This window comes from Gymnodinialimonas ceratoperidinii, from assembly GCF_019297855.1.
Classification (GTDB): Bacteria; Pseudomonadota; Alphaproteobacteria; order Rhodobacterales; family Rhodobacteraceae; genus Gymnodinialimonas; species Gymnodinialimonas ceratoperidinii.
Window position 1 is genome coordinate 631,771 of sequence record NZ_CP079194.1, and the last position, 25,137, is coordinate 656,907.

The 25,137-nt window shown below is 65.7% G+C and carries 22 protein-coding genes; 12 read left to right on the top strand and 10 right to left on the bottom strand.

Annotated features, from left to right (window positions below; all coding sequences use genetic code 11):
- Window positions 1-162: 162 nt before the first annotated feature.
- The 10 genes from KYE46_RS03100 to KYE46_RS03145 all read right to left on the bottom strand — a co-directional run bounded on the left by KYE46_RS03100 (window position 163) and on the right by KYE46_RS03145 (window position 13,168).
- Window positions 163-2,049, bottom strand: a complete 1,887-nt coding sequence (locus tag KYE46_RS03100; RefSeq protein WP_219003381.1) for an ABC transporter ATP-binding protein — start codon at window positions 2,047-2,049, stop codon at window positions 163-165.
- Window positions 2,046-3,869, bottom strand: coding sequence for an ABC transporter ATP-binding protein (locus tag KYE46_RS03105; protein ID WP_247716896.1), 1,824 nt, complete (start codon window positions 3,867-3,869; stop codon window positions 2,046-2,048). The genes KYE46_RS03100 and KYE46_RS03105 overlap by 4 nt, the downstream gene beginning before the upstream one ends.
- A 64-nt stretch (window positions 3,870-3,933) precedes the next feature.
- The gene (locus tag KYE46_RS03110) at window positions 3,934-5,322 is read right to left on the bottom strand and encodes a dihydroorotase (protein WP_219003383.1); all 1,389 of its coding nucleotides are present in this window, start codon (window positions 5,320-5,322) and stop codon (window positions 3,934-3,936) included.
- Entirely contained in the window at window positions 5,319-6,749 is a 1,431-nt protein-coding gene (locus KYE46_RS03115) for a hypothetical protein (protein ID WP_219003384.1), read from the bottom strand. Before KYE46_RS03115 ends, KYE46_RS03110 begins: the two co-directional genes overlap by 4 nt.
- On the bottom strand, window positions 6,746-7,930 hold the full coding sequence (locus KYE46_RS03120) for a pyridoxal phosphate-dependent aminotransferase (protein ID WP_219003385.1): 1,185 nt from the start codon (window positions 7,928-7,930) through the stop codon (window positions 6,746-6,748). The genes KYE46_RS03115 and KYE46_RS03120 overlap by 4 nt, the downstream gene beginning before the upstream one ends.
- On the bottom strand, window positions 7,927-9,156 hold the full coding sequence (locus tag KYE46_RS03125; RefSeq protein WP_219003386.1) for an amidohydrolase family protein: 1,230 nt from the start codon (window positions 9,154-9,156) through the stop codon (window positions 7,927-7,929). The genes KYE46_RS03120 and KYE46_RS03125 overlap by 4 nt, the downstream gene beginning before the upstream one ends.
- A gap of 11 nt (window positions 9,157-9,167) precedes the next feature.
- Window positions 9,168-10,325, bottom strand: a complete 1,158-nt coding sequence (locus KYE46_RS03130; protein WP_247716897.1) for a M24 family metallopeptidase — start codon at window positions 10,323-10,325, stop codon at window positions 9,168-9,170.
- Entirely contained in the window at window positions 10,322-11,428 is a 1,107-nt protein-coding gene (locus tag KYE46_RS03135) for an Ldh family oxidoreductase (RefSeq protein WP_247716898.1), read from the bottom strand. Before KYE46_RS03135 ends, KYE46_RS03130 begins: the two co-directional genes overlap by 4 nt.
- Window positions 11,425-12,303 (bottom strand): DUF4438 domain-containing protein, encoded by an 879-nt coding sequence (locus tag KYE46_RS03140; RefSeq protein WP_219003387.1) that lies wholly within the window; start codon window positions 12,301-12,303, stop codon window positions 11,425-11,427. The genes KYE46_RS03135 and KYE46_RS03140 overlap by 4 nt, the downstream gene beginning before the upstream one ends.
- 1 nt (window position 12,304) lies before the next feature.
- Window positions 12,305-13,168: a DUF4438 domain-containing protein gene (locus tag KYE46_RS03145; protein WP_219003388.1), complete on the bottom strand. Its 864-nt coding sequence runs from the start codon at window positions 13,166-13,168 to the stop codon at window positions 12,305-12,307.
- 218 nt (window positions 13,169-13,386) lie between these two features.
- Between KYE46_RS03145 and KYE46_RS03150 the strand changes: the two genes are divergently transcribed.
- Genes KYE46_RS03150 through KYE46_RS03205 form a run of 12 tightly spaced genes read left to right on the top strand, consistent with a single transcriptional unit; the run spans window position 13,387 to window position 25,127 of the window.
- On the top strand, window positions 13,387-14,913 hold the full coding sequence (locus KYE46_RS03150; protein WP_219003389.1) for a carboxypeptidase M32: 1,527 nt from the start codon (window positions 13,387-13,389) through the stop codon (window positions 14,911-14,913).
- A gap of 16 nt (window positions 14,914-14,929) precedes the next feature.
- Window positions 14,930-16,129: a pyridoxal phosphate-dependent aminotransferase gene (locus KYE46_RS03155; protein WP_219003391.1), complete on the top strand. Its 1,200-nt coding sequence runs from the start codon at window positions 14,930-14,932 to the stop codon at window positions 16,127-16,129.
- Window positions 16,130-16,146: 17 nt separating this feature from the next.
- A complete protein-coding gene (locus KYE46_RS03160; RefSeq protein ID WP_219003393.1) occupies window positions 16,147-16,638 on the top strand; it encodes a VOC family protein in 492 nt (163 codons plus the stop codon).
- Entirely contained in the window at window positions 16,635-17,633 is a 999-nt protein-coding gene (locus tag KYE46_RS03165) for a succinylglutamate desuccinylase/aspartoacylase family protein (RefSeq protein ID WP_219003395.1), read from the top strand. Before KYE46_RS03160 ends, KYE46_RS03165 begins: the two co-directional genes overlap by 4 nt.
- Window positions 17,634-17,660: 27 nt before the next feature.
- The gene (locus KYE46_RS03170; protein ID WP_219003397.1) at window positions 17,661-18,572 is read left to right on the top strand and encodes a polysaccharide deacetylase family protein; all 912 of its coding nucleotides are present in this window, start codon (window positions 17,661-17,663) and stop codon (window positions 18,570-18,572) included.
- Complete coding sequence (locus KYE46_RS03175; protein WP_219003399.1) at window positions 18,569-19,057, top strand: ureidoglycolate lyase; 489 nt, start codon at window positions 18,569-18,571, stop codon at window positions 19,055-19,057. The genes KYE46_RS03170 and KYE46_RS03175 overlap by 4 nt, the downstream gene beginning before the upstream one ends.
- A gap of 39 nt (window positions 19,058-19,096) precedes the next feature.
- Entirely contained in the window at window positions 19,097-19,999 is a 903-nt protein-coding gene (locus KYE46_RS03180; protein ID WP_219003401.1) for a dihydrodipicolinate synthase family protein, read from the top strand.
- Entirely contained in the window at window positions 19,996-20,931 is a 936-nt protein-coding gene (locus KYE46_RS03185; RefSeq protein ID WP_219003402.1) for an NAD-dependent epimerase/dehydratase family protein, read from the top strand. The genes KYE46_RS03180 and KYE46_RS03185 overlap by 4 nt, the downstream gene beginning before the upstream one ends.
- On the top strand, window positions 20,928-21,977 hold the full coding sequence (locus tag KYE46_RS03190) for a Gfo/Idh/MocA family protein (protein WP_219003403.1): 1,050 nt from the start codon (window positions 20,928-20,930) through the stop codon (window positions 21,975-21,977). Before KYE46_RS03185 ends, KYE46_RS03190 begins: the two co-directional genes overlap by 4 nt.
- Window positions 21,974-23,056: a Gfo/Idh/MocA family protein gene (locus tag KYE46_RS03195; RefSeq protein ID WP_219003404.1), complete on the top strand. Its 1,083-nt coding sequence runs from the start codon at window positions 21,974-21,976 to the stop codon at window positions 23,054-23,056. The genes KYE46_RS03190 and KYE46_RS03195 overlap by 4 nt, the downstream gene beginning before the upstream one ends.
- Complete coding sequence (locus KYE46_RS03200; RefSeq protein ID WP_219003405.1) at window positions 23,056-23,769, top strand: SDR family NAD(P)-dependent oxidoreductase; 714 nt, start codon at window positions 23,056-23,058, stop codon at window positions 23,767-23,769. Before KYE46_RS03195 ends, KYE46_RS03200 begins: the two co-directional genes overlap by 1 nt.
- Window positions 23,766-25,127 (top strand): M20/M25/M40 family metallo-hydrolase, encoded by a 1,362-nt coding sequence (locus KYE46_RS03205; RefSeq protein WP_219003406.1) that lies wholly within the window; start codon window positions 23,766-23,768, stop codon window positions 25,125-25,127. The genes KYE46_RS03200 and KYE46_RS03205 overlap by 4 nt, the downstream gene beginning before the upstream one ends.
- Window positions 25,128-25,137 lie beyond the last annotated feature (10 nt).

Below are 25,137 nucleotides of genomic sequence, written 5' to 3' on the forward strand. Positions count from 1 at the left end.
TTCAATGAGATAGAGGTCCTGCGCAAGCCTGAACGCCCTGCACACATCAGGCTCCCGCCCCCTCTTTTTCGAGGCACACAGGAGAGCCTTTTCCAATCAACGAGGGTTCAGGGAAAGGGCAGGGACCGGACCGACAGACGCCGCGCCCGGTCCGTGTAATCGTCACGAGGATTGCGGATCGCTCGCCACCTCGGGCAGGTCGTCGAACGACCCGTAGTTCACGCTGTAGAGCTGCGAATAGAGCCCGCCGAGCGCCATCAGCTCTTCATGGTTGCCCTGCTCCAGCACCTCGCCCGCCTGCAACACGATGATCTTGTCCGCGTCTCGGATCGTGGCCAGCCGGTGGGCGATCACAAGCCCCGTCCGACCCGTCAGCAACGTCACCAGAGCTTTCTGGATCAGCATCTCGGTATAGCTGTCGATGCTCGCCGTAGCCTCGTCCAGCACCAGGATGCGCGCATCGGCCACCAGCGCGCGGGCGAAGCTGACAAGCTGCCGCTGCCCAAGCGAGAGCGAGCCGCCCCGCTCCCCCATCTCGGTCTGATAACCCGCCGGAAGCTCCATGATGAAATCATGCGTGCCCACGGCCTTGGCGGCTGCCATGACGTCCTCGTCAGTGGCGTCGGTCTTGTTGTAGCGGATGTTCTCCATCAGCGTGCCGCTGAACAGGTAAGGCTCCTGCAACACCATGGCGATCTCGCGCCCGATGGAGGCCTGAGTAAGGTTGCGCACGTCGTGGCCGTCGACCAGCACCTGGCCGCCCTGCACGTCGTAGAAGCGGTTCAGCAGTGACATGGCGCTGGACTTGCCCGAGCCGGTTGGCCCGACAAGGGCCACCGTCTCACCGGGGTTCACCTTGAAGCTGACGTTCTTCAGCACCGGCTCCGCCGGATTGTAGCCGAAGGTCACGTTGCGGAATTCCACCGCGCCCTCGGTTTCGTGCGGCAGGTCCACGGCGTCTTCCGCGTCCTTGATGTCCACCCGGACGTCGAGCACGTCGATCAGCCGCTGCCCCGAGGCCATGGCCCGCTGCATCACCGAATACTGCATGGTCAGCGAGCGGATCGGGTCGAAGAAGCGCTGGATGTAGAACAGGAAGGCGACCATGACGCCGACCTCCAGCGTCTCGCCGAGCACCATGGAGCCGCCGACGACCACGACCACCGCCATGGCGATGCCGGTCAGGCTGTCCACGATCGGCACCATGACCTGCGCGTATTTCGAGGCGGTGCGATGCGCCATCAAGGTCGCCTGCGCCTTGTCGCGATAGAGGCCGAAGTTCACGCCCTGCCGGTCCATGCTCTGCACCGTGCGGACGCCGTGGATCGCCTCGGCCAGCGCGCCGTTGGTGACCGAGTTGGCCTCATGGGCGGCCATGAAGGCGGCCCGGGCGCGGGGCAGCCAGATGATCCGCACGAGGAACAGCACCGGCAGCACGCAGAGCGTCAGAAGCCCCAGTTTCAGGTCGAGCCATAGCATTGAGGCGATGATCCCGAAGAGCAGCACGATGTCGCCCACCGATAGCACCGAGGTCTCGAGGAATTCCTGCATCGCGTTCACGTCGCCCTGCAGACGCGACATCAGGCGGCCCACCTCGGTCTTGTCCATGAAGCTGAGCGACACGTCCTGCAGGTGTCCGAACATGGCGGTGCGAATGTCGAAGAGCACGTTCTCGGCGGCCTTGCCGACCACGCTCTCCTGCACCCAGGCGGCGCCGTAGTTGAGGCCGATGGCCACCGCGAAAGCGATGATCGCGTTGCGCAGGGCCGATTGGCCCGCGGCATCGGCGGTCAGCCCGTTATCGATGGCGTAGCTGATGATCAACGGGATCACGATCTGGGTGCCGGTGAAGATCAGCACCGCCACCACGGCGATGATCAACTGCCGCCGGTAGGGCGAGACGAACTCCCAGATCCGCGCCACGATGTTGCGGTCGAAGACGCGGCCGAACATGTCTTCCTCGATCCGGTGCGAGCCCACGACCGCGCGGGGCGGGCGGCGGCCATTGTCGCGGACGTCGCCGCGTTCGACTTCAAGTTCGTCGCTCATTGCGCGGCCTCCTCGGGACGGTTTTGCAGGTCATGCAGGGCGCGGTAGCGGCCCCCCAGTTCCAGCAGTTCGGCGTGGTTGCCCTGCTCCACGATCCGGCCGTCCTCGATGAAGAGGATGCGGTCGGCATGCATCAGCGAGTTCAGGCGATGGGCCACGATGATCGTCACCCGCTCGTCGGCCTGCGCCTGAATGGTGGTGCGGATGCGCTGCTCGGTGCCGGCATCCACGGCGGCGGTGCTGTCGTCGAAGATCAGCACCGAGGGGCGCAGCATCAGCGTCCGGGCGATGGTCATCCGCTGCCGCTGCCCGCCCGAGAGCGACGCGCCCCGCTCGCCCACGATGGTCTCGTAACCGGCGGGCAGGGTGGCGATGAACTGGTGCAGCTGCGCCGAGGCGCTGGCGTCGGCGATCTTGGAGGGCGGCGCCCAGGGATCACCGTAGGCGATGTTGTTCTCGAGGCTGGTGGTGAACAGGAAGGCATCCTGCTGCACCGCCACGACCTCGTGCCGCAGCGAGGCGAGGGTCACGTCGCGGATGTCCTGCCCGTCGATGGTGATCGACCCGCCGGTGACGTCGTAGAAGCGCGGGATCAGGTGGGCGATGGTCGACTTGCCGCTGCCCGGCGGCCCGATGATGCCGATGGTTTCGCCACGGCGGGCCTCGAAGCTGATCCCCTCCAGCGTTGGCTTGGCCGCGCCGGGGTAGGTGAAGCCCACGTTGTCGAAGCGCAGCACGCCGTCGCTGACCTGCAGGTCCTGCGCGCCGGGCGCGTCGGTGATCGCAAGGTCGAGGTCCAGCAGCGCGAAGACCCGCTCGCCGCAGGTGGCCGTCCGCGCGAAGGAGTTCACCAGCATTCCCAACTGCCGAACCGGCATTTGCAGGATCGTCATGAAGGTCAGGAACGAGGTCAGCGTGCCGACGGTGATGTCGCCCCGCATCACCTTGCCGCTGCCGATCCAGAGCACCAGCCCCATGGCGACGAGGAAGGAGAAGGTCATCATCGAAGTATTGCGCACGCGGATATCGACGCGCTCATGGGCGAGGTCGAGCGCGTTCTCGGACGCGGAGCGGTACTTGCCCATCTCGTAGGGCTTGCCCGCAAAGGCGCGCACCACACGGATGCCGCCGAGGTTTTCCTCCATCACCCGGCTGAGGTCCGACAGGCGGTTTTGCAGCTCCAGCCAAGTGCCGCGCAGTTTCAGCTGCGTGACCGAGGAACGCCAGGCCACGAAGGGCACGAAGCTGAGCGCCAGCAGCCCGAGGGTGAGGTCGGTGGACAGGAGCAGGTAGCCGCCGACGCCGATCAGGATGCTCAGAAGCAGGATGCGCACGAGGCCGGTGGAAAAGAACATCCGCACGCCCTCTAGGTCCAGCATCCCGAGGGTGATCAGGTCGCCCGAATGCATCCGGTCGTGGAAGCCGAAGCTCAGCCGCTGGATTTTTTCGTAATAGGCCAGCCGCAGCATGTAGCCGACGTGATGGCCCACGCTTTCGCTGAAGTAGTTCTGGAACACGGTGAAGATGCCGCGCGTGACCCAGACGCCGAGCACCAGCCATGCGGTGGCCCAGAGCGCGGCGGTGGCGGCCTCGGCTCCGGAAGCGCCGCCGGACAGCAATAACTGCGTCTGGTCGACCGCCCGCCCCAGAAGCACCGGGACGAGAAGCTGCAACGTGGCGGCGATCACCGTGGAGATCAGCGCAATTGCGACCATCCAGGGCGTGCGCAACGCCAGCTTCGTGACTCTCTTGATCGTGTTGAACCCGCTCCGCCAACCGACCGTGTCGGTTGGGCGCATGATCTCATCTGCGACTGCCATCGGTGCCATCCCTTACGTGTCAGGGACAGGCGCCGAGGCCTGTCCCGCTATGGGTTCTGGGGTGTCATTTCCCCAAGCCAGGGGTCACGAAACGACCGCCGCCTTGCGTGCCCGTAACCGAGCCGTCTTGGAAAACGGTAGTACCCGCCAGAATCGTCTGCACGACGCGCCCTTGCAGGCAGCGGCCGTAGAACAGATGCGCAACTTCGCGTGCATGAGTGTGCATCGTCTCGGGGCTGAACGTCGTTTGGGCCGCGAGATCGATAATCGTCACATCTGCGGCGCTCCCCGGTAGAAGTGCCCCTTTGTGCGGGTAAAGTCCATATCGCCGCGCACCATTTGCACAGATCAGGTCGTGGGCGCGCTTCAGGGAAAGGCGCCCCTGCGATACCGCGTCGAGCATGGCGGGCAGGATGAACTCGATCCCCGGCACGCCGGGAGGGGCGCCGGGAAAGTCGCCCTCGGCGGCCTGCTTCTCGGCCTTGGCGAAGGGGGCGTGGTCGGTGGTGACGTAGTTGATCACCCCGTCCTCGATCGCCTGCCACAGCGCGTCCTGATCCGCCTTGGTGCGGATCGGCGGGTTCACCTTGGCGTAGATGCCGGCCTTGGCGACGTCCTCTTCGGTGGCGAAGAGGTATTGCGGGCAGGTCTCGGCGGTGAAATCCGAGGTGCCGGCGAAGGCGCGCAGCACCTCGACCGTCTCGGCGCTGGTGACATGGGCGATGTGGAGCTTGGCCTGCGCGGTGATGTTCATCGCCAGAAGCTTGGCCACGGCCACCGATTCACAGATCGCCGGGCGCGACGCGCCATGGGTCATCGCATCGGCGGGATCGAGCGCCTTGGCCTTCTCCTCGTAATGCGCCAGCAGGGCGGCGCTTTCGGCATGGACCACGATCGGCAGCCCGGTGTCGGACAGCAGCTGCAACGCGCGCATCTGGTCGGCCTCGTCGGGGAAGGCCAGGCCCTCGAACTCGTCGGCACGGCCGGCGGGCGAGGGGGTGGTGAAGATCTTCCAGGCGATATTGCCCAGGTCCATCATCTTGTCGCGGCTGGCCTCGGTCAGATCACCGGGCGCGGCGTAGAGCGCGAAGTCGATGACGGCGTTCTCGGCGAAATGATCGCGCCGCCGGGCCAGCTCTTCCGGGGTGGAGCAGCAGGGCTTGGAGATCGGCATCTCGAACAGCGTGGTGACGCCGCCGGCCGCCGCGGCACGGGTCTCTGACAGCACGGTGCCGCGCTCGGGGTAGGCCGGCGCGCGCACGTGGAAGTGGATGTCGACGATGCCGGGCAGCACGGTCTTGCCGCCCGCATCGATGGTTTCGGCCGCGTCCGGGGCGGTGCCGGGGGCATAGACCCCCGCCACCTTGCCGTCGGACAGGCCGAGATCGACCCGGTGCAGGCCGTCAGGCAGCAGAACCTCGCCGCCCGTGATCAGCGTGTCCAGCGCGCTCATTTCAGGCCCAACTCGGTTAGGGCCTTGGCCACGCCGTCCAGGTTGGTGAGATGCATGGAGGCATAGTTCGGCGACAGCACGACGCCGTGCCCGCCCGCGCGGTAGGTCGCCATGACCGAGCGATAGGCGATGTCGGGCGTGCATTTGGCCTGATCGGCCCGGACGCGGGGCGCGTCGATGCCGAGGCCCATGAAGACCTTCGCCTTGTCGTGGACGCCCTTCAGCGCCTCGGCGCATTGGCCGTAGACGTAGGTATCGGGGTCGAGACCGTCCTGGATCACCGTGTCGATGCCCGAGCCTTGAATGCCGAGGATTCCGTCGAGGATCTTCATCGCCACTTCCGGATCGAAATCGCGCAGGATGGTCTTGTGGAAGAAGCCGAATTCCTTGTGCCAGATCTCGCCGGACTGGTGCTGGTAGGTGATCGGCTTGACCCAATCGGCATAGCGCGTCTGCTCTTCCCACGGCCATTGGGCGCGGCGGAACAGGTTGAAATGGTTGCGGTTCCAGACGTTGAGCCCGAAGGGCAGGTTCGGCTTGCACCATTTCACGAGGCCATAGAGCTCGCGGTCGAGGTCCTTGTTGCGCTCCAGCCAGAACCGCTCCCAGATCAGGAACTCGGGGTTTTCCAGCAGCACGCGGATGAAGGTGATGAAGGCGCCGTCGTCGAACTCCTTGCCGCCGAGCGCATCCTGCATGAAGTCGTACATCTTAATGCAGGCACGGCGACAGGCTTCCACGTCGATGCCCCGCGCCACGGCCTCGGCACGGGCGGCTTCCGAGAAGTCGCCGGGGGCCTGACCCTGCATCATCTGGTCGAGCGGCGAGTTGCGCTCGTTGCACCACATGATGCCGTCGATGTCGTAATTGCGCACCTGGTCCTCGATGATCGCATGCATCCAGTTGCGGTAGTCGGGGTTCGAGGTCGAGGGCTCGTCCTTGCGGACGCCGAAAACGTCGACCTCCATGCAGGAGGCGAGGTTCGGGATCTCGATGTTGTTGACCGAGCCATGACCCGCGTATTTGAAGAAGGGCTCCATCAGCTCGACGTAGACCTTCATGTCGCGTTTGTGGGCCTCGGGGATGACGAGGTCGAGAATGTCGATCCCCTCCATTTCCTTGTCGGTGGCGCGGAAGTCCTTGATCAGCGTCTTGGAGTAATAGCGCGGATCGGGGTTGTAGTAGGCGCCGCCCTTCATGGTGAAGGGCTCGGGGACGCCGTGGTCGGGCCAGCCGTCCAGCTCGTGCGCGATGGAGCGGCCGGTTTTCAGGCCAAGCCAGCTTACCGTGCCGAGCATCAGGACGTTGACGCCGACACGATCCTTGAGGGTGTCGAGCACGGTGTCGACGCCCTCGTCGATGAAGCTGATCGGGCTGACTTGGATGCCGACGAATTTCTCGTCCGGGTTCGGGGTCATGTTACTCATGCGATGGCCTTCTTGTTGGCAGTGATGAAGCCTTGGATGCGCTGCATCGCCTCCTGAATGACGGGGAGCGGCTGCAGGTAGCTGATGCGAATGAAATCGCTGTCGGGTTCGCCGAACATGTCGCCGGGGAAGACCATGACACCGGTCTCGCGCAGCAGGTTCTCGCAGAAGGGCTTGGCCTTCATGCCGGTGCTGGAGATGTTGGTGTAGATGTAAAAGGCCCCGCCCGGTGCGCCGTAGGACAGGCCTGCCTCGGTCAGCGCGCCCATCAGGTAGTCACGCCGTTCGGCATAGTCGCGGAACGTCGCCTCCATCTCGTCCTGCGGGCCGGTCAGCGCGGCCAGCGCGGCGTGCTGCGACACCGTGCAGGTGTTGATCGAAAGCGTGTGGCGCGGTTCGGTCAGCTTTTCCACGAAGTCCGCCGGGGCGGCCATGTAGCCGACGCGCCAGCCCGTCATCGCGTAGGTCTTGGAGAACCCGTTAAGCGTGATCGTGCGTTCCTTCATGCCGGGCAGGGTCGCCAGCGACAGGTGCTCGTGACCCGGGTAGATCAGCTTGGCGTAGATCTCGTCGGCGATGACAAGGATGTCATGCTTGATCGCCAGATCGGCGATCTTGCGGATCACCTCGGGCGGGGTCACGGCGCCGGTGGGGTTGTTGGGCGAGACCATCACGAACATCCGCGTCTTGTCGGTGATCCGCTTCTCAATCTCGTCCACGTCCAGCGCGAAATCGTCCTTCTGGAAGGTCGGCACCGGCACCGGCACGCCGCCGCAGAGGTGCACGGCGGTGTCGTAGGTGGTGAAGCGCGGCGAGGTGATCAGCACCTCGTCGCCCTCCTGCACGAGGCCCAACATGCACAGCATGATGCTTTCCTGAACGCCGGCGGTGACGATGATTTCGTCCGCGTCGTAGTCCAGCCCGTATTCGGCCTTGAGGTTGTCGCAGATCGCCTGACGCAGGGGCGGCAGGCCGGTGGGGCCGGTGTAATGGTGCTGGTTGTCGTCCAGCGCGGCCTTGGCGGCCTCCACGATATGGGCCGGGGTGTGGAAGTCGGGATCACCGCGCCCGAGCGCGATGACATTGTCGAGGCCGGAGGCGATCTCCAGCATCTTGGTGCGGAAGGAGCCGTCTTCCTCGACGATCCGGGGGGCGGTGCGTTGCAGCAGTAGCGAAGTCATCCGTGCATCCTTTTGCCGTCGATGAAGGTCATGTCGACTTTTTCCAGTGCGGTAAGGTCCTGATCGGGCTTGCCGTCGACCACGATCATGTCGGCCAGCTTCCCGGCCTCCAGCGTGCCGAGCGTGTCGCCCATGCCGTTGAGAACGGCCGCGCGCGCGGTGATCGCACGCAGGGCATCGAGGTTGTCGGGGCAGACGCCCACTTCCACCATGAAGCCCAGTTCCGGCACGATGCGGTCATGCTCCACCGCCGGGCTGCCGGCGTCGGTGCCGAAGACGATCGGCACGCCGGCCTTGGCCGCACGCACCAGCCCGTCGAAGCGGGACTTGTCGGCCACGGCGCGCTTGCGCTCTTCGATCTTCCACTCGGGAATGCCGAAATCGCGGGCGATCTTCTCGTTGGCCTGGATCACCAGCGCCGAGAAGGTGGTGACGATGGGCAGCTTCTTGTCGAGCAAAAGCTGGATTGTCTCGTCGGTCATCGAGCCACCATGCTCGATGCAGTCGATGCCCGCCTCGGCCACGCGCGCGATGCAGTCGTTGTAGGTCGCATGGGCCGTGATCGGCAGCTTGTTGCGGTGGGCCTCGTCGATGACGGCGTGCAGTTCCTCGTCGGTGAACTCCAGCGTGTCGTGGCAGGCCATGATCTTGATCAGGTCGGCCCCGCCCTTCACCTGATCGCGCACGGCGCGGCGCATCTCGTCGGCGCCCGAAGCCTCGCGGCAGACCCAATAGGTGTGGCCGCCGGTCTGGATGATGCTTTCACCCGACACCAGAAGGCGCGGTCCGGGGAAGATGCCCTGGGCCACGGCCTGCTTGGTGAAGAGGTTGGCGTTATGCACGCCCAGGTCGCGGACCAGCGTGATGCCGGCGCGCAGGCTCTTGATCATGTTGCCGGCCGCCTTGTAGGCGCGGATTTCCGGCGCGTCGTACATGCTCTGCTGGCTGAGTTCGTGAATGCCGTCCCACGACAGGTGCGCGTGGCTGTTCATCATGCCCGGCATCAGGGTCTTGCCCTCGGTGTCGAGGGTCTCGACGCCCTCGGGCGCCTCGGCGCGGGGGCCCACGGCGGCGATCTTGCCGTCCTTCACATGGACGAAACCATCCTCGATGATCTCGTCACCGACGCAGGTGATGACGCGACCGAGGTAGACGCAATCCTTGGCCTCGGCCTCGAACATCGGTTTGGTTATCTTCTGGTAATGCCAAGCGGCTGGTTCGGGCATCTCTAAGCTCCTCAGATTGCGATGACGCGGGCGTCGATCGGGGTGGTAGCCTGGAACCGCGAGGGGATATCGACCCCGTCGGCGGTCACGACCATCGTGTTGATCGTGCGGTATCCATCGATGCCGGGGCGGTAGACGCCCGGCTCGTTGGAGAAAATCATGTGGGTTTCGATCCTTGTGTCGTCGCCGGGTGCGAGCCAGGGGGCTTCGTGCCCCTCCAGCCCCATGCCGTGGCCGATCCGGTGGCGGATCGTGTCGCCAAGCCCGGCGTCGCGCAGGGCGTCGAGCGCGGCGTCATTGGCCTGCGTGCAGGTGGTGCGCGCGGCGAGCGCTGCGACGCCCGCGTCGTTGCAGGCCTCCATCGCCGCCATGATCCGACGCTGCTCGGGGCTGATCTCGCCCACGATCAGCGTGACGCCGCTTTCGGCGTGATAGCCGCCGAGGCTGCCGCCGATCCCGGCGATCAGGGTCTCGCCGGCCTGCGGCACCCGTTCGAGAACGGCGCCATGGGGCAGGGCCGCGCGGGGGCCGGAATGGACCGAGGCGGTGATGCCCATCGGGGTGCCGGCGAAGGCTTCCTTGTGCTTGGCAAAGAGCGCGCCGCGGGCGTGGGCCATGGCGTCGGCCATCAAGTCGGCCTCGGTGCCGCCCTGGGAAATGATATCGCCGGCCGCCGCGTGCAGGCGGCTGAGGAAGAGGTCTGCGAAGCTGGCGGCTTCCACCGTCAGCGCGATCTCTTCGGGCTCTTTCACCGCGCGCACCGGCATGGCGTGGTCGGTCAGGTCGAGCCGCGCCAGCTTCTCGCGCGCCGCGTCCAGAAGGGCGGCGTCCAGCAGGTCGATGGCGATGGATTTGCGCCCGATCTGGTCGAGCATCCAGAGAACGGCGGGCACCTCTCCGGGGAATTCGTCGTAGAACCGCAGGTCACGGATGCCCGTGCCCTCGGCATTCTCGCGCTCCAGCGCGGGCAACATCAGGATCGGGTCGCCCTCGACCGGGACCCAGACGCCCATCGGCCGCTCGTTGGCCGAGAGGAACAAGCCCGTTGCATAGGCCAGGTTGGGCGCGCGCAGAAGCAGCAGGCCGTCGAGGCCCGCCGCCTGTGCCCGCGCGCGCAGACGGTCGCGCGCGCGGTCGAAGAAGGTGCTGTCCAGCGGCCGCAGGCTCACAGGAAGTCACCGGTGTAGGGGCCAAGCTCGTCGATCGAGGTCGTCAGACCCAACTCGCGACCCAATTCCTTCATGTCGGCCAGCACCACGTTGTCGATCGGCACGCCGTTCTCGGATTTCGCCGCCGTCCGGCGGGCCTCCTGCTCGCCGGGGACCATGATCTCGTCGACGCCGGGACGCTTGGCGCGGGTCTTGGCCATCTGGACGAACTCGCCCATCCGCTCGGCGTATTCGGCCGGGTCCATGAACCACGAGATGTCGATCGCCTGGAAGTAGTGCGAGACGTCCAGCTTCTTCGGATCGGAGTAGGGCTTCAGCCCGAAGCCGCCGCCCGAGAGCACGCCGGTCAGCGCCTCGGTCATGAAGGCGAGGCCGTAGCCCTTGTGCCCGCCGATCGCCAGAAGCGGCCCCTTCAGCGCGGCGGCCGGATCGTCGGTTTCCTCGCCGTCGGGGGTGATCGCCCAGTCCTTGGGCATCTTGCGACCCTCGCGGATCAACCAGTTCATCATGCCCTTGCCCGCCGTCGTCAGCGCGATGTCGAGCACGGTGGGGAAGCCTTGATCCGACGGCGCGGCGATGGACCAGGGGTTGGTGCCGGTCACGCCCTCGCGCCCGCCCCAAGGGGCCATCTCGGGGCCCGCGTTGGTGAAGGCCATGCCGATGCAGCCATGCTCCAGTGCCTGGCAGGCATGCACGGCGCTGGAGCCGTAATGGGTGGAGTTGCGCACGATGACGGTGCCGATGCCGCCTTCCTTGGCCTTCTTGATCGCCAGCGACATCGCCTTGGAGGCCGCCACGGTGCCGATGCCGTTATGGGCATCGACCAGCGCCAGCGCCGGGCCCTCCTTGACGATGGACCAATCGGCGCGGGGGTCGACCTCGCCGTTGCCGATGCGCTCGTGGTAGCGGCGCAGGCGGGCGACGCCCTGTCCCTGCCCGGGATGGAAGCGCAGTTCCGAGAAGATCAGCGCGTCGGCGAAGATGCCGGCGTCGCCCTCGGTCAGGCCGAGCGCCTCAAAGCCTTCGGAGACGAAGGCGCGCAGCTGGTCGCGGTCGACGTTGGTCATCTTGATGACGCGGGCGGGGGTCTGTTCGGTGGTCATGCGGAAAGCTCCAGAATGTCGGCGATGTTGGTGCCCGGCGCGTCGAAGCTGCCGAGCTGGCCTGCGGGGGCGGTCATCACCACGGTCATGCCGGGGCCGTAGCCGGCGCGCGGGCCGTCGGTCTGGCCGACGATGCCGATGGACATGGCGCCGCGCAGATAGCCGTGGTTGTAGCGGCTGTCGGTGTCCTGAATGGCGACCACGTCGCCGAGGCGCAGCTTGTCGAGGCCATGCTCGGCCAGCGCCGCGCGATCGGTGGACTGGATGTGCAGCGAGCCGCCCTCGGAGGTCAGGCCCGCGCCCGCGCCGACGAAATGCGGCGGCACCGTGGCCACCACGCCGACCTTCAGAACACCGTCCTCAAGCTTCTTGGGCAGCGCATCGAAGAGCGAGGTCGAAAGGGATTTGATCGCCACGTCCGGGCAATCGTCGACGGTGAGGCCGACGCCCTCGGCTTTGACGAGGATCTGGTCGTCGACGGCGATCTTGCGGCGGGTTTCCACATCGAAATGGATGATCACCTGATCGGAGAAGCGCCCGGATTTGCCCGTCACCACGCCGCGCGCACCCTTGGCGGCGCCGCTGGTGATCAGCGCCTCGTTGCCGACGCAGGCAAAGACGTTGAGGCCGCGGTTCTTGTTCGCGTCCCGGTGCGAGATCGAGACCGAGGGATGGATGCAGTCGCCCGCCCACCCGAAGGCGCTGTCGCCCACGGTGACGTTGTAGACGATGCCGCCAAAGGTCGGCCAGAGGAAGGCCTTGCCATCGGCGTCGAGGCGGTAGGGCTCGGCCGGGAGGCCGGAGAGGGAGGGGTTCGCGACCTGCCCCATGACGGAGACGGTGACGATATCGGCGGCGTTGGTTTGGATGCTCATGTCAGGCTCCGATGTTCAGAAGGTCAGCGATGTTGGCGGAGGCATCGACGGTGAAATCGATCTCGCCATCGCGCGCGGTCATCAGGGTGAGAATGCCGGGACCATGCCCCGTCATGATGCTGTCGCCGTGGATGCACAGGCAGATTGAAACCGCATCCTTGCGGTAGGAGCGGCCCCAGTGGTGATCGGCGTGGCGGATCGCGATCAGATCGCCCAGACGCATCTGGTCGATTCCCAGTTCCGCCATCAACGCGCGGTCGCCCGACATCAGGTCCTGGTCGACATATTCGGAGTTCAGCTCGGCGCCCGATCCCATGATGCGGATCGGCAGCTCCATGGCGACTTTCACCTGCAGGCGGCCGTCTTTCTCGGTGACGCCCATCGCGTGGAACAGCTTGGGGCTCATCTTCTTGAGCGCGACGCCGGGATAATCCGTGAGCGCAAAGCCTTGGCCTTTCGTCATGACCTGAATGCGGTCGCCGGGGGCCATGACCTCATGCGCCTCGGGCGAGAACTGCACGAGGATACGGGCGTGTTCGCCCACCACGATGCCCCGTTCGCCCGCAGCCATGCCCGAGGTCACGACCGCGTCGTTGCCGATGCAGTTGAGGTAGTGGAGCGCATGGTGACGGCCCGAGTCGCCCTCGTCATCGATCGAGACGCCGGGCTCCACATGGTCGCCCGCCCACCCGAAGGCGCGGTCGCCGCACATCACGTTATAAGTAATGCCGAACATCCCCGGAAGCACGGTTGCCTTGCCATCGGGATAGGGAATGTACTGGCCCGGACGGACCGCTGGCGTGGTGATGACACCTGACACGGCCATCTCGACCAGGGCGTCTTCATTGGTTCTCAAACTCGGCATTTCGCGGCACGTCCTTTGCGGGCAGGGGCAGTGAAACAGAAAGCAATGTTTTGGTTTGACTCCTGATGCCTTCCTTGCCATCAGTATATTGTCGACATTGCGCTTGTACAAATGGGATACACGAGCGAAATGGATAGTCAAGCACCCTGCGTCGAACCCGATGGTTTGCTGAAACCACGGCGTTCCGCACGAAACACTAGCGCGGAGAACGCCTACAGATGAGTTATGCAGAGTTGATCGAAACCACCGGCCGGGTGAACGATTTCCTGAATGCGGGATCGGTTCTTTCCTGGGACGCGCGCACCATGATGCCCAAGGGCGGCGCCGAGAGCCGCTCCAAGCAGTTGGCGACCCTTGCAGTCGCGGCGCGGGATCTGCTGTGCTCGGATGAAATGAAGCGCGCCCTCGACGGCGCGGCCCGCGAAACCGCCGGCAAGGATGAAGAATCGCCTGAGGCGCGCATCGTGGCGCAGGTCCGCGAGGCCATCGACTACCACGAGCGCATTCCCGCGGAGCTGCTGCGCCGCAAGACGGAGTTGGGCTCCGCCGCCCACGAGGTCTGGGCCGAGGCGCGCGAGAAGGCCGACTTCTCCATCTTCGCGCCCGCGCTGACCACCATGGTCGACATCAACCGCGAGATGGCCGAGGCGCTCGGCTACGAAGAACACCCCTACGACGCGCTGATGTACCGCTTCGAGCCGGGCACCACACAGGCCGGGCTCACGACCCTGTTCGCGCGCCTGCGCGAGGGGATGATCCCGCTGATCCGCGCCATTGCCGAGGCCGACAAGCCGCGCTCGGACTTCCTGTTCCGCGATTATCCGGTCGACGGCCAGATGGCCTTCGCCCTGAAAATGGCCGAGAAGATCGGCTACGATCTGGACCGCGGGCGGCTCGACACGACGGTACATCCCTTCGAAGTCTCCTTCACCCGCAACGACGTGCGGATCACCACCCGCGTCAACAAGAACTACATGCCGATGTCGCTGTTCGGCGCACTGCACGAGGCGGGCCACGCGATGTACGAGCAGGGCGTCGATCCCGCCTATACCCGCACGCCGCTGGCGACCGACCTGATCAGCCTCTACGCTGTGGGCGGCGTCAGCTTCGGCGCCCATGAGAGCCAGTCGCGCCTGTGGGAGAACCACGTGGGCCGCTCGCGCGCTTTCTGGAAGAACCACATGGACGACATCCGCGCGGCCTATCCCGGCACGCTCGACGATGTGTCGGAGGAGGAGTTCTACCTCGCCATCAACCGCTCCGAGCCCTCCTTCATCCGTGTCGAGGCGGACGAGCTGACCTACGACTTCCACGTCATGGTCCGCTGCGAGCTGGAAGCCAAGATGATCGACGGCTCGTTGGAAGTGGCTGACCTGCCGGAAGCCTGGAACGCCGCGATGAAAGAGTATCTCGGCGTCGATGTGCCCGACGACGCGAACGGCGTCTTGCAGGATGTGCATTGGTCCTCGGGCCAGATCGGCACCTTCTGCAACTACACCATCGGCAACATCATGGCCGCGCAGCTTTTCGATACCGCGACCAGCAAGAAACCCGAAATCCAGACCGCGCTCGACAACGCCGATTACACGCCGCTGCGCAACTGGCTGACCGAGAACGTCGCGCAGCACGGCCGCCGTTTCTCGCGCGATGAGCTGCTGGAGAAGGCCACCGGACGCACGCTCGATCCGGAGCCGTATATCGCTCACCTCACCAAGAAATATTCCGACATCTACGCGCTGAACTAAGGCGGAAGGAAAAGACATGACCCACGAAATCTCCCCCCGCCTCGCCAATCGTGTGAAGCTTTCCGACGGTGCGCTGATCACCAAGATGCTCGACATTGCCGAAGGGCTGGACGACGTGATCAAGCTTGGCCGTGGCGACCCCGACCTCGACACGCCCGAGCACATCATCAAGGCGGGCCAGGACGCGCTGGCCAACGGTGCCACCCATTACACGCATCCCCTGGGCATCCAGCCGTTGCGCGAGGCCATTGCCGACAACATCCGCAGCTATGGCGGTGCCGATTACGCGGCTGACGAGATCATGGTCACGCCGGGCGGTCAGCAGGGCATGTTCATCATCGCGCTGTCTCTGCTGAACCCCGGTGACGAGATCATCGTGCCGTGCCCCGGCTACAACCCCTACAGCCAGGCCGCCGAGATGGCCGACGCCACGGTCGTTCCGATCCCGATGACGATGGAGACGAACTTCACCCTCACCGCCGAGATGGTGGAGGCGCATATCACGCCGAAATCCAAGATCCTCGTGCTGATCAACCCCAACAACCCCACCGGCTCCGTCACCCCGCCCGACGAAGTGCGCAAGATCGCCGAGCTGGCCAAGAAGCACGACCTGATCGTGATCTCCGACGAGATTTACGCGCGGCTGACGTTTGGCAACAACACGGTGCTGCCGGTCGCCTCGCTGCCCGGCATGAAGGAGCGCACGATCACGCTTTCGGGCTTTTCCAAAGCCTATGCGATGACCGGTTGGCGGATCGGCTACCTTGCCGGGCCGCGCGATCTGATCATGCCGATGTCCGAGGTGAACCACGCCTTCGCGATTTCCACCGCCGCCGTGTCGCAGCATGGCGCGCTGGCCGCGATGACCGGCTCGCAGCAGTGTGTCGAGGACATGCGCCAGACCTATGACGCGCGCCGCGCCGCGATCTGCAAGGGTCTCGACGCCATCGGCATGAGCTACGCCGAGCCGCAGGGGGCCTTCTACGTCTATGCCAACGTCGCCTCGCTCGGGCTCGGCATCACCGCCGGCGCCTTCTGCGAACGGCTTTTGGCCGAGGGCCGGGTGATGATGTACCCGGGCACGATCTACGGCGATCACACCGACGACTTCGTGCGCATGTCGATGACCCAACCCGTCGACCGCATCGAGGTCGCAATGAAACGCATGGCGAGCGTCGTGGAAAGCTTCCGCGCCGATCAACGCCAGCCCGCTTGAACCGAAGGACAACAGAGATGAATGTGAAATCCGACAACCCGAACGTCAAAAGTATCAAGCACATGGCCTTTGCGGTCAGCGATGCCGAGAAGGCGCTGGAGGCCTACGCCAAGTTCCTCCACGTGCCCGCCGACACTGAGATCACCCACTTCCCCAAGTCCGGCAACAAGGTCGCGCTCTTCTATCTGGGCGGGATCGAGTACCAGCTTTGTCAGTCCACTGAGGCCGGCGGGCGTTTCGATGCCTGGATCAAGGAACGCGGCGCCGAGGGGTTGCACCACATCTGCTACGAGGTCGACGACATCGACGCGGCGCTCGCCCATGCGCAGGAGCAGGGCGCGTCGCTGCGCGAATGCAAGGCGTGCAAGAAGTTCGGCTCTCACGCCCACCCCGAGGGTTGGGTCGCCTTCCTCGACAATGACGCGGGCGGCATCGAGATCGAGTTCATGCAGGTCTACACGCCCGAACAGCTGGCGGCCTACGAGAAATCGGGAGCGGAAGCGGTATGAGCACCTACAAGAATGACACCCTGACCGTCGGCACCGCCACGGCGAAACCCGGTGAAGTCGTGCGCGGCGGCATCCCCACGGTCGATCTGGCCGGTGGCGTGAAGGTCGAGATCCCCGTCGTCGTAATCAACGGCGCCGAGGCCGGCCCGACCTTCTGGGTCAACGCCGCGATCCATGGTGACGAGCCGGAAGGCCCGCTGGCCTGCGCCCTCGCGGTCAAGCAGATCGACCCCGCCAAACTGAGCGGCGCGGTGGTGCTGGTGCCTTGCGTCAACCCGCTGGCCTTCTCGGCGGCCGAGCGCGGCAACCCGCTCGACACCTTCGCCTACGACATGAACCGGATCTATCCCGGCAAGGCCAACGGCTACTTCAGCGACCGCATCGCCAATGCCCATTGGGAGGCGATGAAGGACGTGGCCGACCTTGAGATCTCCATCCACTCCGGCGGCGCGCATTCCTTCCTCGACAAGGCGATCTTCGTGGACGAGCGTCCCGAGAGCGTCGAACTGGCGAAGGCCATGGGCGAAGGTTGGGGCTGCATCATGTCCAACTTCACCAAGTCCGGCAGCCCGATGGCCGCGATGAACAACGCCGGCAAGGTCGGTATCACCGTGGAGTTGGGCGGGCGCTCCTACACCTCGCCCGAGCGGTTCCGCTACGTCGGTGAAGAGCTGGCGAAGTCGATCGTCAACATCTGCTACCATTACGACATGCTCGACGGCACGGCGACCTATCCGGACGACGCCACCAAGGGCCAGCAGGAGGCGTTGCTTGCCCCCGCGTCGGGGATCTTCCTGCCCGAGCCGGGCGTCGACTTCCTGACGATGATGAAGAAGGGCGACACCATTGCCCGGATCATCAACATCTTCGGTGACGAGGTGGGTGAACTGAAAGCCCCCGCAGACGGCATGTTCTTCGGCCTGCGCGCCCTGCCCAACGTGAACCAGGGCGATTGGTGCTGCTTCTTCAACAAGGTGGAGGGTCCCCGTGACTGAGCCGGGGCAAGCCACCGAGGTGGCCTCATGAGCCGCCCGCGCGATCTTGCCGGATATGGGGCGCATCCGCCCGATATCCGATGGCCGAACGGTGCGGGTCTGGCGGTGAACTTCGTCCTCAACGTCGAGGAGGGGTCCGAGTATTCCGTCGGCGACGGTGACGGCCGCTCCGAAAGCGCGCTCTGCGAGGTTCGTGCCTCCCGCGTGCCGGTGGGCGACCGCGACCTCGCGGCGGAGTCGATGTACGAATACGGCAGCCGCGTGGGCTTCTGGCGGATACATGACCTGTTCCGCTCCCGCGAGGTGCCGCTGACGATCTTCGCCGCGGCGCTGGCACTGGAGCGGACCCCCGACATCGCCGCCGCGATCGCCGCAACCGATTGGGACATCTGCGCCCACGGCTACCGCTGGATCGAGGCCTATCACCTGACGCCGAAGGCTGAAGCCAAGCAGATCGCCATGGCCCATGAGAGCCTTCTGAAGACGGTGGGACGCGCGCCCAAGGGCTTTTATTGTCGCTACTCCGCCTCTGCCGTGACGCGGGGGCTCGTGGCCTCACACGGCGGATTTTCCTACGACAGCGACGCCTATAACGACGATCTCCCCTACTGGACCGTCGCCAACGGCAACCCGCATCTGGTGGTGCCCTACACGATGGTCACCAACGACGCGAAATTCCTGTCGGGCGATGTCTTCTCGGGCCGTGAGTTCGGCGATTTCCTGATCGACAGCTTCGATGTCCTCCGCGCCGAGGCGCAGGTCACACCACGCATGATGTCTATCGGGCTGCATAGCCGGATCATCGGCCATCCGGGGCGTCTGGCGGGCCTGATCCGCTTCATGGATCACCTTGCCGAACACGATGACGTCTGGGTGTGTGGCCGCGATCAGATCGCTGCGTTCTGGCACGAGAACGTGCCGCCGGGGAAGATCGTATGACCACGAAGCTTACCATACCCCTGCTCGCGCCGGACCCCGCTGCTTTCGCCCCCTACGGGCAGTTCGTGGCCCCGCCGGCGACCCCGGGCGAGCGGCGTTTCTACAGCGAGGTGCTTGATCGGCGTCCCGCGGGGTCGGTGCCGGTGCTGCACACCAATCACGTGCTGCCCCAGACCCTGCCGCTCGACGTCACCCGGATCGAGAGGCACGCCCATGCGGCGCAATGCTTCATCCCTCTCGACGTGGCGCGTTACGTGGTGATGGTCATGCCCTCTGCCGCTGACGGCTCGCCCCTGCCGGAACAGGCTCTGGCGATGTTGATGCCCGGCACCATGGGCGTCGTCTTCAATCCCGGCGTCTGGCACCTCGGTGCGACCGTTCTGGATAAGGCGGCGTCTTTCACTGTGCTGATGTGGCGGGGCGGCGCCCAGGCCGACGACCAGTTCCTGACCATTCCACCCGTGACCCTCGCGGCCCCATCCTGAACACCCGCGCCTTCGCGCGCGTCCTGAAAGAGCACGCCCATGACCAACCGTCAGATCGAATTGTTTGTCCCCGCCATCACGCCGTTCAAACCCGACCTCAGCATTGATACCGAGCGCTTCGTGGCCCACGCGCGCGCGCTGATGGCGGCAGGCGCCCACGGCCTTGCGCCCTTCGGCACGACCAGCGAGGCGAACTCGCTTTCGGTGGCCGAGCGGATGGCGGCGCTTGAAGCGCTGATCGATGCCGGCATCGACCCGGGACAGCTGATCCCCGGCACCGGCTGCTGCAACGCCGAGGATACGATCACGCTCTCCTCCCATGCCACGCGGATGGGCTGCCGCGGCGTCCTGATGCTGCCGCCGTTCTACTACAAGGGTGTCTCGGACGACGGCGTGTTCGACGCTTTCGCACAGGTTATCGACGCCGTCGGCCCGAACCTTTGCGTCTATCTCTACCACATCCCGCAGATGTCCGGCGTGCCGATCACCCTGCCGCTGATCGAGCGTCTGATCGCGCGTTATGGCGGCCAGATCGCGGGCCTCAAGGACAGCTCGGGCAAATGGGAGAATACCAAGGCGGTCATCAAGGCCTTCCCCCAGATCGACACCTATTCGGCATCGGAATCGATGATTCCGCAGAACGTCGCGACGGGCGGGGCGGGGTGCATTTCGGCAAGCCTCAACGTGAACCCGCGCGGCATTCGCGCGCTGCTCGACGGGTTGAACGGCCCCGATCAGGCGGCGCTTCACGAACAGGTCAGCGCGGTGCGCAGCATCTTCGAGGGGCTTCCGCTGATCCCCGCGATCAAGGCCGCCGTGGCGGAGCAGAACAACGATCCGGAATATGCGCGGGTCCGTCCGCCCTTCGTCGCGATGGGCGATGAACACAAGGATGCCGTGGCCGAGGCCGTCCGCATCGCCGGCCCTCAGGGTGCTGCGTGAGCGACGGGCCGATCCTTGTGACCGGGGCAGGCGGGTTCGTCTGCTCCGAGGTTGCCTTGGCGTTGCACCGGGCGGGCCACGATGTCGTCGCGCTGGATCAGCGCTTTGACGCGGCCACGACCGAGCGGCTTCGCGCCCTCAACCGGATCGAGGGCGATCTGCCCGAGGCTCTGGCGCGTGGTCCGGAGACCGTTGCTGCCGTAATCCACGGTGCGGCGATCACGGCCTCGCCTGAGCGTCTGGGACTTTCGCAGGCAGGTCACATCCGCCGCAATACCGACCTTCTGACAGCCACGCTGGACCACACGCGCAGCACTGGTGCCAAGCGCTTCCTCTTCGTCAGCTCCATGGGCGTCTTCGAACCCGATGATAGCCCGACGCCCGGCGGCAAGGTGACCGAGGCGACGCGGCCCACGGCCACCTGCGCCTATTGCGCGGCGAAGCACGCGGGCGAACTGCTGACCCATGCGGCGGCGGAGCCGGGGTTCGAGACGGCCTCGCTGCGGCTCGGCAATATCGTGGGCCCGCATGAGGCGGTACGCGAAACGCGGCAGCATCTTTGTCTGGTCAACCGCATGATCGCCGAGGCCCGCGCCAGCGGCGTCATCACGGTGCAGACCCCCGACGCCCTGCGCGAATGGGCGTGGCTGCCGGATCAGGCCGATGGCATCGCGCGCCTTCTGACTTCGGATGATTTCTCCACCCATGCCGCTGTCCTGCATGCGGGCAGCCCGCCGGCCCTCAGCGATCTGGACCTTGCGCGCGCGATTGCCGAGCGGGTGCCGGGCACGACCGTCCGCCTTGCGCAGCCGCCCCACGCCGCGATCAGACCGCCGATGGCGAGCGATCACGACAGCGCGCTCAACCGCACGCATTGGACCCCGATGGACGCGGCGCTCGACCAGTTGATTCCGATGGAGGCCACCCCATGAGCACCACAGAGCCCTTGCGCATCATCGTTGTCGGCCTCGGCGCGCGGGCCCGGACATGGCTGAAAGTCGTCAGCGCGAACCCCGATCTTCGTATCGTGGCGCTTTGCGATCCGGACCCCGCCGCCCGCGCGCGCGCCGCCGAGCAGTTTCCCGACGTTCCCATCGGTGCTGGACTGCCTGATGTCGTGAGCACCGAGGCCGATGCCGTCCTGCTGGCCACCCCGCCCGGCGGGCGCGAAGAGCAGATCGAGACCGCCTGCAAGGCCGGCCTCGCGATCCTCGCCGAGAAGCCGCTCTCCGACAGTGTCACCACCGCCGCGCGCTTTGTTGAAATGGCGGAAAGCGCCGGCGTGCACCTCATCGTCGGCCTGAACTTCCGCTACCTCGCCGTGACGCAGGAAATGAAGCGCCTGCTGACCTCGGGCGCCATCGGCAAGCCTGAGTTCGGGCGCTTTATCTACGAGCGTTGGCGGGACGGGACGCAGGATTGGCTGAACTCCTATCCGCTGACGATGGACCACCCGATGCTGTGGGAGCAGTCGATTCACCACTTCGACCTGATGCGCTTCGTCTATGACGCCGAACCTGCCTACGTTCAGGCCCATACCTTCAACCCCTCGTGGACGATGTACGAGGGCGACACCAACGTCGCCGCCCTGATCGGCTTCGAGGGCGGCATGCATGTCACCTACCAGGGCACCTGGCAGGCGGGCCATGATCCGATGAACTTCAAATGGCGCACTGACGGCTCGGAAGGCATCGTCGAGCAGCGCGCCATGTTCGGAGACCTCGCCTGGGCCAAGCGGATGGACCCCGAGCTGACCCCGGTCGACCTGCCGCCCCACGAGGCGTGGATCACCGATGCGGCCGCCCTTCTGCGGAGCTTCGTGGCCACCGTGCGGGGCACCTCGGCGCCCGAATGCACCGGGCGCGATCACCTGCAATCCCTGTTCATGTTGCAAGCTTGCATCCTTGCCTCAGACCGCCGCGCGACCGTCACCATTGACGAGATCCGCGCTCTAACCACTCCGGAGGAGACCCCATGATCAATGTCGGCATCATCGGCGCGAGCTTTGCGCGCGACGCCTATCTACCCGCTTTCGCCCATATCGACGACGCAAAGGTCGTGGCGCTGGCCTCGGGCCGGATCGAAAGCGCCCGCGCGGCGGCGGAACCCCACGGGATCGAGGCGGTCTACGACGATTGGGAGAAGATGCTCGACTCCCATGACCTCGACCTCGTCTGCATCGCCACGCCCACGGTGATGCACGCGCCGATGGCGTTGAAGGCCATCGCCAAGGGCGCCCATGTGCTCTGCGAGAAGCCCACCGCGATGAACGCGGGCGAGGCGCGGGAGATGCTGGACGCGGCGCGCAAGGCCAACCGGCTGCACATGATCGACCACGAGCTGCGCTTCAACCCGACGCGCGCGCGCATTGCCGAGCTGATCCACGGCGGCGAATTGGGCGAGATCCGCCACGTCAACATCACCAACATCGGCGCGTCCTGGGCCGACCCGGCCTCGCGCCCCAAGGGCGACTGGTGGTCCGACGCCTCGATGGGCGGCGGCCGTATGGGTGCCAACGGGTCGCATCAGGTCGACATGCTGCGCTGGTGGTTGGGCGAGCCTGCCGCCGTCATCGGCCAGGCGCTGACCATCGTGCCGGACCGCATCTGCAAGAACACTGGCGAGCCATGGACCGCGACCTCGGATGACCTCTCGCACATGACGCTGGAGATGCAGTCCGGCGCGCTGGCGCAGGTCTTCATGAGCGGCGTGGCAGCGGCCAACATGGGCAACGAGACGCAGGTGTTCGGCTCCAAGGGCACGATCACCCTCTCGAACTCGGACGAGAAGCTCTACTTCGCCAAGGCGGGCGAAAGCTTCAAGGATATCAGCGTGGATGATCCGAACGCGCGCCTTGACGGGATCAACAAGGGCATCTGGAACGTCTCGGTTCTGGGCGCCCTGCGCGAGCTTTGCGGCGCGATCACCGAAGGCCGCGAGTTGCAGCGCGGTGCGAGCTTCGTGGACGGTCTGCGCAACCAGATGGTGGTGGACGCGGTCTTCGCTTCGACGGCCAGCCGGAAGTGGGAAGACCTCGACATGGCGAGCGCCTCCTGATGCCGGCGCTCTCTGATCAACACGTGCTGATCACCGGGGCCGCGCAGGGCCTCGGCGCGGCCATCGCGCGGGTCTTCGCGGGGCAGGGGGCGCGGCTCACCCTGATGGATGTGGACGCCGACGGGCTGGCAGCCGTCAACGACCAGCTTGGCGGGGGCGCGACGTTCATCCCCGTCGACCTCGCCGATGCCGAGGCCACCGCCCGCGCGATCGAGGCGCTGCCGGCCCCGGTCGACACGGTGATCCACAACGCTGCCATCCTGCGCCCGGAACCGCTGGAGGATGTCAGCCTCGATACATGGAGTGCGACCATGAACGTCGGCATTCAGGCCGCGTTCCTTCTGGCGAAGGCCGCCTGGCCCGCGATGAAGCAGAACGGCGGCGGAGCGCTGGTCTTCGTGTCGTCGCAATCGGGCATCAAGGGCTTCGTCGACGAAACCGCCTATTGCGCCGCCAAGCATGCGCTGGAGGGCTTCTCCAAATGCCTCGCCATGGAAGGCGAGGCCCACGGCATCATCAGCTGCACGGTCACCCCCGGCAAGCCGATGCACACGCCGATGTCCGAGCGCAACTATCCGCCCGAGTTGAAGGCCCAATGGATCGAGCCCGAACGGCTCGCCCCCGCCTTCGCCCATATCGCCACCAGCCGGGACACGGCGCTGTCGGGCCAGCGTCTGAACGCTTGGGACTTGTCACAGGAGCATCCCCTATGAGCGACATGAAAGAGATCTACGACTACATCGACGCCCACGCCGATGAATTCATCGCGGACCTGCAGGAATTCGTGCAGCAGCCTTCGATTTCCGCGCAGGACATCGGGTTGCGCGACTGCGCGGCGCTGATCCGCGACCAGATGCATCGCGACGGTCTGCCAGCCGAGTTCCACGAGCTGGAGGAGGGGCCGCCTGTCGTCTATGGCGAGGTTCCCTCGAAGTCGAAGAAGACGCTGCTGTGCTACTCCCACTACGACGTGCAGCCGCCCGAGCCCATCGAGGCGTGGAGCCACGGCGGCCCCTGGTCCGGCGCGGTGGTCGATGGCGTGCTCTACGGGCGCGGCGCCACCGACAACAAGTCCGGCGTGCTGGCCTTTAACAAGGCCGCCAAGGCCTTCCTCGCCGTCCGTGGTGAGGTGCCCGTGGGCCTGAAACTGCTGATCGAAGGGGAGGAGGAGATCGGGTCTCCGAACCTCGGCCCCTGGGCCAAGAAGAACGCGAAGATGCTGGAGGCCGACGGGATGCATTGCCTCGACGGCTCTCTCGAGGTGGGGGTGGAGGTGCCCGACGTCTCGCTCGGCCTGAAGTCCATCCTCTTCGTCGAGCTGGTCGCCCGGGGTCCCCGCACCGATGTCCACTCGCTCAACGCGCCGCTGGTGCCGAACCCGGTCTGGGACCTCGTCCATGCGCTGGCGACGATCATGGATCGCAACAAGAACATCCTGATTCCCGACTGGGCCGAGGGCATCTACGAGCCCAACGAAGAGGATATGGGCTATCTGGAGGACAAGGCCGCCCGGATCGACTTCGACAAGCTGCGCGCCGAGGTGGGCGTCGATGAATTCGCGCTCGGCCGCGACGGGGTCGATGCCATCAAGGCCCGGACCTACGAGCCGACGGCCAACATCCAGGGCATCACCGGGGGCTACACCGGCAAGGGCACCAAGACGATCGTGCCCGCCGAGGCCCGCGTGCGGATGGATTTCCGGCTGATCCCCAACATCTCGCCCGAGAAGGCGATGGCGAAGCTGAAGGCGCATCTGAAGGCGCAGGGCTTCGACAACATCGAGGTGAAGGGCGAGCCGCGCGTCGAAGAGCCCTACAAGATCTCGGCCCGCGAGGACATCAGCCAGTCGATCATCGCCGCCGCCCACGAGGTCTATGGTGAGCCGCCGATCGTCAACGGTGTCTCGGCGGAGGGGGCGATCCTCAAGCACGTCTGGATTCCCTGCGTGCTGACCGGCTTCGCCAACCCCGGCTGCAACCTCCATGCCCCCGACGAGAACATCCACGTCGACAAGTACATCCAGGGCATCAAGTACGCCGCTGCGATCATGGAGCATTTCGGCCGCAGCTGACGCCCCTGCG

What these genes read in the sequence shown, in the direction of transcription:
- KYE46_RS03100 (WP_219003381.1), bottom strand. Translation starts at nt 2,049, where the DNA reads ATGAGCGACGAACTTGAAGTCGAACGCGGCGACGTCCGCGACAATGGC.
- KYE46_RS03105 (WP_247716896.1), bottom strand. Translation starts at nt 3,869, where the DNA reads ATGGCAGTCGCAGATGAGATCATGCGCCCAACCGACACGGTCGGTTGG.
- KYE46_RS03110 (WP_219003383.1), bottom strand. Translation starts at nt 5,322, where the DNA reads ATGAGCGCGCTGGACACGCTGATCACGGGCGGCGAGGTTCTGCTGCCT.
- KYE46_RS03115 (WP_219003384.1), bottom strand. Translation starts at nt 6,749, where the DNA reads ATGAGTAACATGACCCCGAACCCGGACGAGAAATTCGTCGGCATCCAA.
- KYE46_RS03120 (WP_219003385.1), bottom strand. Translation starts at nt 7,930, where the DNA reads ATGACTTCGCTACTGCTGCAACGCACCGCCCCCCGGATCGTCGAGGAA.
- KYE46_RS03125 (WP_219003386.1), bottom strand. Translation starts at nt 9,156, where the DNA reads ATGCCCGAACCAGCCGCTTGGCATTACCAGAAGATAACCAAACCGATG.
- KYE46_RS03135 (WP_247716898.1), bottom strand. Translation starts at nt 11,428, where the DNA reads ATGACCACCGAACAGACCCCCGCCCGCGTCATCAAGATGACCAACGTC.
- KYE46_RS03140 (WP_219003387.1), bottom strand. Translation starts at nt 12,303, where the DNA reads ATGAGCATCCAAACCAACGCCGCCGATATCGTCACCGTCTCCGTCATG.
- KYE46_RS03145 (WP_219003388.1), bottom strand. Translation starts at nt 13,168, where the DNA reads ATGCCGAGTTTGAGAACCAATGAAGACGCCCTGGTCGAGATGGCCGTG.
- KYE46_RS03150 (WP_219003389.1), top strand. Translation starts at nt 13,387, where the DNA reads ATGAGTTATGCAGAGTTGATCGAAACCACCGGCCGGGTGAACGATTTC.
- KYE46_RS03155 (WP_219003391.1), top strand. Translation starts at nt 14,930, where the DNA reads ATGACCCACGAAATCTCCCCCCGCCTCGCCAATCGTGTGAAGCTTTCC.
- KYE46_RS03160 (WP_219003393.1), top strand. Translation starts at nt 16,147, where the DNA reads ATGAATGTGAAATCCGACAACCCGAACGTCAAAAGTATCAAGCACATG.
- KYE46_RS03165 (WP_219003395.1), top strand. Translation starts at nt 16,635, where the DNA reads ATGAGCACCTACAAGAATGACACCCTGACCGTCGGCACCGCCACGGCG.
- KYE46_RS03170 (WP_219003397.1), top strand. Translation starts at nt 17,661, where the DNA reads ATGAGCCGCCCGCGCGATCTTGCCGGATATGGGGCGCATCCGCCCGAT.
- KYE46_RS03175 (WP_219003399.1), top strand. Translation starts at nt 18,569, where the DNA reads ATGACCACGAAGCTTACCATACCCCTGCTCGCGCCGGACCCCGCTGCT.
- KYE46_RS03180 (WP_219003401.1), top strand. Translation starts at nt 19,097, where the DNA reads ATGACCAACCGTCAGATCGAATTGTTTGTCCCCGCCATCACGCCGTTC.
- KYE46_RS03190 (WP_219003403.1), top strand. Translation starts at nt 20,928, where the DNA reads ATGAGCACCACAGAGCCCTTGCGCATCATCGTTGTCGGCCTCGGCGCG.
- KYE46_RS03195 (WP_219003404.1), top strand. Translation starts at nt 21,974, where the DNA reads ATGATCAATGTCGGCATCATCGGCGCGAGCTTTGCGCGCGACGCCTAT.
- KYE46_RS03200 (WP_219003405.1), top strand. Translation starts at nt 23,056, where the DNA reads ATGCCGGCGCTCTCTGATCAACACGTGCTGATCACCGGGGCCGCGCAG.
- KYE46_RS03205 (WP_219003406.1), top strand. Translation starts at nt 23,766, where the DNA reads ATGAGCGACATGAAAGAGATCTACGACTACATCGACGCCCACGCCGAT.